At 36.3% G+C, this 11,842-nt stretch carries 10 protein-coding genes; 3 read left to right on the top strand and 7 right to left on the bottom strand.

Annotated features, from left to right (window positions below; translation table 11 throughout):
* Window positions 1–318: 318 nt before the first annotated feature.
* Window positions 319–675 (top strand): YgzB family protein, encoded by a 357-nt coding sequence (locus BTOYO_RS16090; protein WP_000025051.1) that lies wholly within the window; start codon window positions 319–321, stop codon window positions 673–675.
* Window positions 676–870: 195 nt separating this feature from the next.
* On the opposite strand, the gene BTOYO_RS16085 is transcribed toward BTOYO_RS16090, so the two are convergent.
* From BTOYO_RS16085 to BTOYO_RS16055, 7 genes are all read right to left on the bottom strand, one after another.
* Entirely contained in the window at window positions 871–1,290 is a 420-nt protein-coding gene (locus BTOYO_RS16085; protein WP_000860626.1) for a GNAT family N-acetyltransferase, read from the bottom strand.
* Between the two features lie 190 nt (window positions 1,291–1,480).
* Entirely contained in the window at window positions 1,481–1,909 is a 429-nt protein-coding gene (gene perR / locus BTOYO_RS16080; protein ID WP_000237831.1) for a peroxide-responsive transcriptional repressor PerR, read from the bottom strand.
* Between the two features lie 298 nt (window positions 1,910–2,207).
* Window positions 2,208–2,663: a thioredoxin-dependent thiol peroxidase gene (gene bcp, locus BTOYO_RS16075; RefSeq protein ID WP_000633719.1), complete on the bottom strand. Its 456-nt coding sequence runs from the start codon at window positions 2,661–2,663 to the stop codon at window positions 2,208–2,210.
* Window positions 2,664–2,707: 44 nt separating this feature from the next.
* Window positions 2,708–3,112, bottom strand: coding sequence for a potassium channel family protein (locus BTOYO_RS16070; protein WP_000964361.1), 405 nt, complete (start codon window positions 3,110–3,112; stop codon window positions 2,708–2,710).
* 72 nt (window positions 3,113–3,184) lie between these two features.
* Complete coding sequence (locus BTOYO_RS16065; RefSeq protein WP_000965746.1) at window positions 3,185–3,970, bottom strand: ABC transporter permease; 786 nt, start codon at window positions 3,968–3,970, stop codon at window positions 3,185–3,187.
* A gap of 4 nt (window positions 3,971–3,974) precedes the next feature.
* The gene (locus BTOYO_RS16060) at window positions 3,975–4,766 is read right to left on the bottom strand and encodes an ABC transporter permease (protein ID WP_000521521.1); all 792 of its coding nucleotides are present in this window, start codon (window positions 4,764–4,766) and stop codon (window positions 3,975–3,977) included.
* A complete protein-coding gene (locus BTOYO_RS16055) occupies window positions 4,759–5,772 on the bottom strand; it encodes an ABC transporter ATP-binding protein (protein ID WP_023441140.1) in 1,014 nt (337 codons plus the stop codon). The genes BTOYO_RS16060 and BTOYO_RS16055 overlap by 8 nt, the downstream gene beginning before the upstream one ends.
* 127 nt (window positions 5,773–5,899) lie before the next feature.
* On the opposite strand from BTOYO_RS16055, the gene hemL reads away from it, so the two are divergent.
* Window positions 5,900–7,198 (top strand): glutamate-1-semialdehyde-2,1-aminomutase, encoded by a 1,299-nt coding sequence (gene hemL / locus BTOYO_RS16050; protein ID WP_001011873.1) that lies wholly within the window; start codon window positions 5,900–5,902, stop codon window positions 7,196–7,198.
* A gap of 197 nt (window positions 7,199–7,395) precedes the next feature.
* The gene (locus BTOYO_RS16045; RefSeq protein WP_023441139.1) at window positions 7,396–11,832 is read left to right on the top strand and encodes a glutamate synthase-related protein; all 4,437 of its coding nucleotides are present in this window, start codon (window positions 7,396–7,398) and stop codon (window positions 11,830–11,832) included.
* Window positions 11,833–11,842: the final 10 nt, after the last annotated feature.

The following is an 11,842-nucleotide window of genomic DNA, read 5'->3' as shown; positions in this document are numbered from 1 at the left end:
GGTCGCTCATTTGCGACTTCCTTATGTTAACATCTTCGTTTTTCGATGTCAACTAAGTTTTTCAATTTCTTTTTTGTCATTTTCTGCGTTTCCGCATCAGCGACGTTTATTAATATATCACGCAGTATATATAGGGTCAATACTTTTTATAAAAAAATTTCACATCCCGTTAAGGAGTTAAAAAACCTTTGATAACCCTTATTATTTCCGTTCGTTCTTCATTCCTCCTTATTTCATATCTTATCGCTTTAACATAATCTCTAGCGAATGAAAATTCTAAATTTTGTGTTATATTATTATTATAGGAGTGTGGTGAGAATGAGCATTAAATATTCAAACAAAATCAATAAGATTCGGACCTTTGCACTAAGTTTAGTATTTATCGGCCTCTTCATTGCATACTTAGGTGTCTTTTTCCGCGACAACATTATTATTATGACAACATTTATGATGGTTGGTTTTTTAGCTGTTATCGCTAGTACTGTCGTTTACTTTTGGATTGGTATGTTATCTACAAAGACTATACAAATCATTTGTCCAAGCTGCGATAAACCAACAAAAATGCTCGGTCGCGTCGACGCATGTATGCATTGCAATCAACCTTTAACACTTGATCGAAATCTAGAAGGAAAAGAATTTGATGAGAAATATAATAAGAAGAGCTATAAATTATAGGGATATAGGGTACAGTTCTATTTACAAAGCTAAAGAAGTTTCAACTCATTAAAAAGTCGATTTCTTAACCAAGAAATCGACTTTTTAATTTTTCCTTATTAAACTAAAGTTCCCGTTAGTTTAATAAGGAAAAAGGCTATTAGAAAAACGATGCCTTTCATATCGCTTACTGTCTTCTTCTAAAATTTATTATGTCTATTTTTTCGATATTACAGTAAACATCCCCGTCATGTTGGGTGAGTAATCTTTAAAATTATATTTTTCATAGAATGACGTTTTACCTTCTGATGCAAACAAACCAACAAACGCTTTATCCGGTGCAGTCTGATTTAAGTATTCAACTAAAGCACTCATTATTTTCTTTCCAATACCATTCTTTTGATAATCTGGATGAACCACTATATCTTGAATATAGAAATAGATAGCCCCATCACCAACAATTCTCCCCATACCCACAATTCGATTATTATCATTGACTGTGACGCAGTAAATAGAATTTTGAAGTGATGTTTCCACCACTTCAAAATTCATATAATTAGTCCACCCGACAGAGTCACATAAATACTTGTATTCTTCCAATGTTGGAATGTTATTTTTAATCTCATATGTTTTCAAAGCGCATCCCCCAAGATGTTATTTTCACTACATAAAATCTATTCGACGCAGTTTTATCTAACCCTCTTACTAACTTAACTTGCTCCCATGGCCTTTCCACTTAACACTGTAATTCCAAATAAACATAAGATACCTTTATATAATAAAAAAAGAGGCTGACGTAACCGTCAGCCTCTTTTTTTATTATATATTACGCCTTATGACACTCTGGACAAACGCCATAAATTTCTAAGCGATGACTATTAATAACGAAGCCTGTCGTTTTCGCAGCTTCCTCTTCAAGCTGTTCCAATCCTCCATAAGGAAAATCAACAATCTTACCACATTTTTCACAAATCACATGATAATGTTGACTTGTAACATAATCAAATCTACTTGAAGCGTCTCCATAAGTTAATTCCTTTACAAGTCCAACTTCTTTAAATACACGTAAGTTATTATAAACAGTTGCAACACTCATATTTGGAAACTTACCTTCTAATGCTTTATAAATGTCATCCGCTGTTGGGTGCGTCATAGATTCCACAAGGTACTCTAAAATAGCATGACGCTGTGGAGTAATGCGTACACCCGTATTTTTCAGCATTTCTAGCGCTTCTTTTAATTCTTCTTTGACCACCGTCATGCACCCCGATTCTATACGGATTATTATTTTATAATTCTTATAAAGAGTGTACTCCTTTTCTTATAAATCGTCAATATTTCTACTATAAGTATGTGGTTTATTTTTGTATATAGCCTTATTCTTATGTATCTTTCCCCAGTTTCTATACATTTACATAGAAAAAAGTGCGACATAATCGCACTTGGAATACTATCATCTGAGGAGGTATGCCCTACACTTCCACTTTATGTAAGACGATAAAATATGTATAGACACTTGCCTTACTTCTATATATTTTACCTCCACTATAGGTTTACTTTATATAAGAAAGAACGTCCTCGGTATGCCCTTTTACTTTTACCTTACGCCACTCTTTTACAAGTTCACCGTCTTTATTAATAAGAAATGTCGAGCGTTCGATTCCCATATACTCTTTCCCGAAGTTCTTTTTCAATTTCCAAACATCGTACAATTCTGCCACTTTATGATCTTCATCTACTAAAAGTGTAAATGGAAGTTCATGCTTCTCAATGAATTTCAAATGTCTATTCGCTGAGTCAGGGCTTACACCAAGGATAACCGTATCCTTCTCTTGAAATAATCCATATGCATCACGAAAATCGCATGCTTCTGTTGTACACCCTGGGGTCATATCTTTCGGATAAAAATATAGAACTACATTTTTCCCGCGAAAGTCAGCTAAGCGAACTTGTTCTCCGTTACTTCCTTCTAACGTGAATTCCGGTGCCATTTCTCCTACTGTAATCATTATTATCACTCCTTATTGTTTCTTTTACTATATCAAATGCGATCTTATTTTTCATTGTCTATTACAGACCTCATCACAAAAGCAAACGGTAATGTATATCCAATTAGTGCTTCTCCGATTGCAATCCATCTCCCTATTCCAATCGGAGCTATATCACCATATCCAACGGACAATAAAGTGACTGCACTAAAATATAAACAAATTTCAACAAGCTGAAAAGAATGAGCGGTCAACCTTTCACCATCTTCTTTCAAAACTGTAAAACCCATTTCCTCTAATACAACATAACTTAATCCAAATGCAATCAGTACTGTTGTATAAATTAAAAATAACGAGGCTAAATTATATAACGAAAAGAAACGTTTTGAATCTGAATACGAACTCCATAATAATTGGACACTTCTTAAAATAGCTACTGCTGCAGTTAATAGAATAAATCCCCATAACATGTCCTCCACCTCATTTTATATGTATGAGATGGGCGGCTGATTTATCCCTTTGAAACGAACAAGCTTCTATAATTAATTCCCCGCACCACGATATCGTTTTACCCCTTGATTCCAGAGAGTAATTGCAATAGTAAAGCAAATGACACCAACAATTGGCGTTGCAAATGCATAGCTATTCCACTCTGTTTTTCTTAAGAAGTACGCCGCTGGGTATACTCCAACAAATGCAAATGGTAAAACAAACGTTAAAATGAAACGAATTACACGGTTATAAATATTAACAGGATAGCGGCCGTAATTACCTATGTTATACATAAGCGGCATAATGGAACTTTTCGCATCCGACCAAAAACCAAGGCTCGCAAGCGTAACAAATATCCCGCCGTACACAAGCGCTCCTCCTCCTACCATCAGTAAGAATAGGAAGAAATCATACCAGTAAAAGGATAAATTTAGTTCTACTGCTGCGTATCCCATTACAATAATTCCTGTAACCGCTCCAATTAAAGATTCAAGTTCCATTCTTTCTAATATAATTTGAAATAAGCTATGAATTGGTCTCGTCAATACACGATCCATTTCACCTTTAATAATGTAACGATCATTAAAGTCCCATATGTTAAAGAATGCTGAAAAAATGGCAAACGGTACTAAAAAGAAACCATAAATAAAGATGACTTCTTCTCGGCTCCATCCTTTTAATGCTTGCGTATGCCCAAATACTACGAGAATAAAGATTAAATTAACCGCTTGTAGTGATAAATCCGAGAGTAATCCGACGATAAAATCGCCTCGATACTCTAATTTAGTTTTTATATATTGGCTTGCGTATTGCAAAAATAATTTTATATATAGCATCCTATCATCCCCCTTGTACAATTAGACGTTTTCTCGCCGTTTTCCACATGAGTACAATTGGAATAATAAGTATAATTGCCCAAATTACTTGAAATAACAAAGCTTCATATAACTCACTTCCCTGTATACCTTCAGAGAAAATCATACTCGGAATATAACTAATTGCTTGAAACGGTAAAAACACCATTGCTTTTTGGGCCCATAATGGATAAAAACTAATCGGTAATAATAAACCAGAAAATAAATCAATCACAACACGTTTTGCATACATAATTCCACTATTATTAAATAAGAAGAATGTAAGCATTCCCGTCATTAAGTTTATTTGTGTATTAATGATAAAGCTAAATATTAACGATAAGAAGAAATATAACCACGTTTGAAAATTCGTTGTAATTTGTAATGAAAATAACAAAGTAACGATGACCATACCTGGGATTGAAAAGAACGCAAAACGAAATATCCCTTCGCCAAGACCTTGCATAACTTTCATTCCTAAATAGTTATATGGACGAATTAGTTCTACCGCCACACGCCCTTCTTGAATCTCCATCGCAATTTCTCTATCGATATTATTGAAATAAAAAGCACGTGCCATCCATGCGATCGCAATATACGTAGTCATTTGCGAAATAGATAAACTTTCAATATTCTCTTTCCCGCTATAAATCGCTTGCCATAAAAAATAATACGCACCGATATTAATCGTATAAATTAAAATCCCGCTGTAATAATTTGTACGATAAGCAAGCATCATTAAAAAGCGAATGCGAATCATTTCAATATACTTACCCATGCTTAATACCTTCTTCATAAATGTTACGAATTATTTCCTCTGTAGACACTTCGTTAATTTTTAAATCTTTAATTTGAAAAGCTTGTACTACTTTAGAAATAAGCATTGAAATAATAATTTCTTCATTCGGTATTTTTGCAACCCACGCATTTTCCTCTTTCGCTTTTGACCAAACGACTTGACTATCTGGCATAACCATCGATAACATCTGATAAGAAACTGGAGCGACAAATTGAAAATGGATTTCCTTCTCTGCTCCCCACTGTGTGCGAAGGTTATTTAAAGAACCGTCATACATAATATTTCCTTCATCCAGCATGATAACGCGCTCACATAAAGCTTCAATGTCAGTAATATCATGTGTTGTTAATAAAATTGTTGTTTTATAACGTTCATTCATCTCTTTTAAGAATTCACGTATTTTCAATTTCACAAGAACATCTAGCCCTATTGTTGGCTCATCTATAAATAGTAACGGTGGATTATGAATTAATGCTGCCGCTAATTCACAGCGCATCCTTTGGCCAAGAGATAACTTTCGGACAGGCTTATCTAATAAAGGACCAATATCTAACGTTTCGATTACGTGCTCCATATGTTCCTTATACTGAGTGTCTGAAACACCGTACACTTTCTTCAATAAACGAAACGATTCTTGTACCGCAATATCCCACCAAAGCTGAGAGCGCTGACCAAAAACAACACCAATTGTTCTCACAAATTCTTCTCTTTGTTTATGTGGATTCATTCCGTTCACCGTGATTTGCCCTGAAGTCGGAGTCAAAATCCCTGTAAGCATTTTAATCGTCGTTGACTTACCAGCACCATTCTCACCAATATAACCAACCATTTCACCTTGCTTCACAGTAAAAGACACATCATTTACTGCTGGTACTATTTTATAATTACGATTTAATAAATCGCGAAATGCACCCTTTAATCCCGGACGACTTGAATAGGCTGTAAACTCTTTACGTAACCCTTGTACCTCAATTACCGATTTCATAATCGGACCCCCTTCCTAAATGTCACAACGAATAGTTTACCCAACTGCTCCTTCTATCACAAACAATACGTCTTTTCTAAAAACATGTTAGAATAATACATAGATTTTTGTAAGGAGATGAATTGTAGTGAATTTCACGAAATCAGAAGCATTACATAAAGAAGCTTTAGAACATATCGTTGGTGGTGTTAATAGTCCTTCTCGTTCTTTCAAAGCAGTTGGAGGCGGTTCTCCCGTTGCAATGGAACGTGGAAAAGGTGCTTATTTCTGGGATGTAGATGGAAATAAATATATCGATTATTTAGCAGCATACGGTCCTATTATTACTGGACATGCTCACCCCCATATAACAAAAGCAATTACAACAGCTGCTGAAAATGGTGTACTATACGGAACGCCAACAGCACTGGAAGTAAAATTTGCAAAAATGTTAAAAGAGGCAATGCCTGCATTAGATAAAGTCCGCTTCGTAAACTCTGGTACAGAATCCGTTATGACAACCATTCGTGTTGCCCGCGCTTACACTGGTCGCACAAAAATTATGAAATTTGCTGGTTGTTACCACGGTCATTCCGATTTAGTACTTGTAGCAGCTGGTTCTGGTCCTTCTACTCTTGGAACTCCTGATTCAGCTGGTGTGCCACAAAGTATTGCACAAGAGGTTATTACCGTTCCCTTTAATAATGTAGAAACTTTAAAAGAAGCGTTAGATAAATGGGGACATGAAGTAGCAGCTATCCTTGTAGAGCCAATCGTTGGAAACTTCGGTATTGTAGAGCCTAAACCTGGATTCCTTGAGAAAGTAAATGAGCTTGTCCATGAAGCTGGTGCATTAGTAATTTATGATGAAGTTATTACTGCTTTCCGCTTTATGTACGGTGGTGCTCAAGACTTACTTGGCGTAACACCAGACTTAACTGCACTTGGTAAAGTTATCGGCGGCGGACTTCCAATTGGCGCTTACGGTGGTAAGAAAGAAATTATGGAACAAGTTGCCCCGCTTGGACCTGCATATCAAGCTGGTACAATGGCAGGAAATCCTGCTTCTATGGCATCTGGTATCGCTTGTCTAGAAGTTCTTCAACAAGAAGGCGTATACGAGAAATTAGATGAACTTGGCGCAATGCTTGAAAAAGGAATTTTAGAGCAAGCTACAAAACATAATATCGATATTACAGTAAACCGCCTAAAGGGTGCATTAACTGTATACTTCACGACAACTACAATTGAAGATTACGATGCAGCCAAAAATACAGATGGTGAAATGTTCGGTAGATTCTTCAAACTTATGCTCCAAGAAGGTATTAATTTAGCACCATCTAAATATGAAGCATGGTTCTTAACGACAGAACATACACAAGAAGATATCGAATATACAATCGAAGCTGTTGGAAGAGCATTTGCTGCTTTAGCAGACAATAAATAATACTGTCATTACAAGGAAAAAAGAAAGGTTACCTTTCTTTTTCCTTTTTTCTATTTCATAAATCCCGCATTAATAGTATAATTATTCATAATTATCTGTTTTATATTCTTTTAGATCGTTATTATCTCTGTGTACAAGGTGATTTACACCTTAAATAGTAAGATTATTCAATCTTTTACAAGAGGGGGGATTGACGGATGCTCAATAAAAAAAATACATGGACACCGTCTTTATTTCGAGATTATAAAAATGCAGAACATGATGCGTGTGGAATCGTTTCCGTTATGGAAAAAAGAAAAATTCCTACAAAAGAAAATATCGACCTTTGTATACAATCACTAATCAAAATGAACCATAGAGCTGGTTTCATCAATGGCGAAGGCGATGGTATTGGAATCCATATTGATGTACCAAAAGTACTTTGGAACGAAAAATTGAAAAGTAGCGGATATAATCCAACGATTGTGGATCATCCCCACTTTATCGTTGGACATTTTTTTCTAAACAAAAAAGAAAATATTGTTGACTTAAAAAATTACATTCGTACGCAATTAAACAATGAAAACTTTACTATTATTTTCGAAAGTGATGATGTAATAAATTCCGATGCACTCGGTCCACTTGGTAAACAGGAAGAACCTTTATTTTGGCAAGTTGCCCTTATCGCTGAAAATGAAGTTAAAAGTATTGAGCAAACATTATTTGCTGTAACGATAAAAATAGAGGAAAACGAAGCGATTCACGTTGCTTCATTAAGTCGTGATCATGTTGTATATAAAGTTCTAGGTGCTGGAGATACACTTGTTGCCTATTACAACGATTTACAACACCCACTTATCGCTTCAACTATGACATTAGGACATAATCGCTATTCTACTAATACATTATCTAATTTTTTTCGTGTACAACCATTTAGCATTCTCGGACATAATGGTGAAATTAATACAATTGCCAAATTACGTGATCAAGCCGAAATGATTCATGTACCACTAACGGCAGGGGGAAGTGACTCCCAAGATTTAAACCGCACCTTAGAGACTCTTCTTGTTCAATATAACTACAGCTTATTTGAAGCGATGGATATACTATTCCCACCAATTATTAATGAAATAAAACTATACGAAACAAACTTACAAAACTTATACACTTATATAAGAGAAGCTTGGGGACATTTCGCACAAGGACCAGCTGGCATTATTTCACGCTATAAAGATGAAGCTGTATTCAGCGTCGATTCCCTTGGCCTACGACCAGTATGGAAAGTAGAAACAGAAAGCTCTTATATTTTCTCTTCTGAACCTGGAGTTGTATCACCAACCGAATATGTAGAAGAACCGAAACCACTCGCTCCTGGAGAAAAGGTCGGATTAAAATGGAATGAACAAGATGAACTTGTTCTTTATGAATACGACAAATACCAAATTGAAGTATATAATCGTTTCCAAAAACGAATCGATGTTAACAATTATCATTTAAACTTATCTATCCCTGAAGCGAAAGAAATCCAAGGATTATGTGATTCTGTTCAAGTTGAAACGAAACAGTACGTTTCTTTCGGGTGGGATCGAGAGCATATTCAGCTCCTTGAACAGATGGCAACAAAAGGAGTTGAGCCAATTCGGTCACTTGGTCATGACTCGCCACTTGCTGCACTCGATACGGATAGACGAAATATTGCTGACTTTATTAAGGAAAGTGTAGCCGTTGTTACAAATCCAGCAATCGATCGCGATCGAGAGGTCGAACACTTCTCCACACGGACGATACTTGGAGAGCGTCCAAGTTTATTAAGCGGCGCTAAACAGCCATTTGTAGTTGAGATGCTTTCACCAATTATTTTAGAAGGAAGTGTTGCACAATCTATCGCAGAGGAATTGCACACAATTACGTACGAACAATTTATACAGTTGTTCGTTACACATAGTTCTATCGCTACAATTTCTGCCACCTTCAGTCCGTTAGAAACTTTACAATGCGCATTAAATCGAATTAGTTCCGAAGCGATAGCTGCCGTTAACAATGGTGCTTCCCTACTATTATTAGATGACGCAAAAGCTCATCTAAATGAACAGTTATGGATGGATCCACATTTAGTTACCGCTAAAGTACATCAAGTATTAAGTGAAAATAAATTACGCAGAAACTGTTCTCTCGTTATACGTTCTGGTGCCCTTCGTTCCTTACACGATATCGTCACACTATATGGATTAGGAGCAGACAGTATTAATCCATATTTATTGTTCGCGACCGTAAATGATGGATCAAAAACACCAATTATGAATCTGTATAATGCACTTAATAAAGGACTAGAGAAAGTCATTTCAACAATTGGAATTCATGAGTTACGTGGTTACGGCCGCCTCTATTCCTCTATCGGATTACATGAGGAAATCGCAAATATATTACAAATTACGAATTTCTTCGGTTCAAATGATTTAGCTTTTTCACTTGAATCGCTTGCTAAAGATGCGAAATCGCGGGCAAATGATTATAACAACCCTAAAATTAGAATGCGAAAATCATTTCATATATTCCCACGGATTTGGAAAGCAATTGGTGATGTTGCAAAAGGAAATTCTTATGATGATTACCGCGAAAAGTTAAGTGAATTAGAAGACAATAATCCGATTGCAATCAGACACCTTGTTCAAACGAAACAAACAAAGCATGTCGTTCCGGCTGAAGAAGTGTCTATTAGCATTCAAAATCATGATTTACCGTTTATTATTAGTTCCATGTCATTCGGTTCTCAAAATGAAATTGCCTTTCGTGCATATGCAGAAGCTGCCGATCAGCTAAATATGATTAGTTTGAACGGTGAAGGCGGCGAAATTAAAGATATGATTGGCAAATACCCAAATACACGTGGACAACAAGTTGCATCTGGCCGATTTGGAGTAAACGCTGAACTACTAAATTCATCAAATTTAATTGAAATAAAAATCGGTCAAGGCGCAAAACCTGGCGAAGGCGGACATTTACCAGGTTCTAAAGTAACCGCAAAAATTGCTGAGGCACGTAACGCTACAATTGGATCAGATTTAATTTCGCCTTCTAACAACCATGATATTTATTCGATTGAAGATTTAGCTCAAATGATTACAGAAATTAAAACGGCTAATCAACTTGCAAAAGTAGCCGTAAAAGTCCCTGTCGTTCCTAACATTGGAACAATGGCTGTCGGTATCGCTAAAGCTGGCGCTGATTTTATTAACATTAGCGGATTTGACGGCGGAACAGGGGCTGCACGTATTCATGCATTACAACATGTAGGTCTTCCAGTAGAAATCGGTGTTAAAGCTGCTCACAACGCTCTACTAGAAGCAGGTATGAGACATAAAGTAGAAATTTGGGCAGATGGTGGTATTCGAAGTGTAAATGATGCCTTAAAAATCATGCTTCTTGGAGCAAACCGTATTGGGTTTGGTACATTATCAATGATTGCCATCGGCTGTACAACTTGCCGTGGTTGTCATCTAGATACTTGCCACGTTGGAATTGCAACACAAATTGAATCTGAAGCACAAGCGAAAGAACATGGATTACGCCGCTTCGTCCCGCGCGAATTAGAAAGCGCAGTTGCTGGCCTATTAAATTTATTCACCACTTTCGGTTTAGAATTAAAACGGTTAACAGGGCAACTCGGTTATACAAATTTACAAGAAATTGTCGGGCGTTCCGATTTATTAGAACAAGTTCGAAGTCAAGATTTGTTAGAGTTATGTAATTTACTACAAACGATAGAAAATTCAACTGTTACAACAAGAGTATCTGTGGAAGAAAAACAATTTGAAACAGTGCATTCTCCTCACTCAAAAGAATTAGTAGGAGTTGGCGTAGAGCAACGAGTCATGGGCGGTTTAGAATCTTGTTATCGCGTTCGTAGTAAATTATATGAAGATACAAAGCTTGAACCACTTACATTAAAGTATACAAATGGCTCTGTTCCTGGAAATGGATTAGGCGCTTACAATAGTGAAAACTTATTTATACACGTAAATGGCGGCGCACAAGATGGCATTGGCAAAACTTCATTTGGCGGTGGCATTTATATAACGAAAGCAAAAGGTAAAAATGGAACATATTATAATGGGTCTGTCGGAAAAGGATTTGGATATGGTGCACAAAAAGGTGCATTATACGTGCAAGGTAACGCCGACGCTCGTGCTGGTATTCGCCTTTCTGGAGCAGACATGATAATTGGAGGGAGAATGACAAAACCACTCCGTGAAAAAGAGCAAGGAAATATAGGATCATACTCGAATATTAAAGGTTTCGCTTTTGAATATATGACAAATGGGCGGGCTCTTGTTTTAGGAGATCCTGGTCCATGGATCTGTGCTGGTATGACTGGTGGTGTTGTTTATTTACGTCATGATTCAAACTTAGGTTTAACAGAAAAAGCCTTAAAAAGAAGAATCGCAAAAGGTGCAAATGTTACATTACAATCAATTAGTAAAAATGGTGTGCAAGATGTAACTGAACTATTGCTAGATTATATTCGTGTATTAAATGAGCATGAGCAATATGAGGAAGTTGCTTTGTTAACCCCGTTACTAGATGATATGCAGCAGCAATTTTTTGAAATTATCCCGAAAAAGGAGCAGGCTGATCCATCTATCTCAACTGAGTGATATATACCAT

The sequence above is a fragment of the Bacillus toyonensis BCT-7112 genome, from assembly GCF_000496285.1.
In the GTDB taxonomy this organism is placed as follows: domain Bacteria; phylum Bacillota; class Bacilli; order Bacillales; family Bacillaceae_G; genus Bacillus_A; species Bacillus_A toyonensis.
Note: the sequence above shows the minus strand (reverse complement) of the source record. Positions and strands in the feature narration are given on the sequence as shown.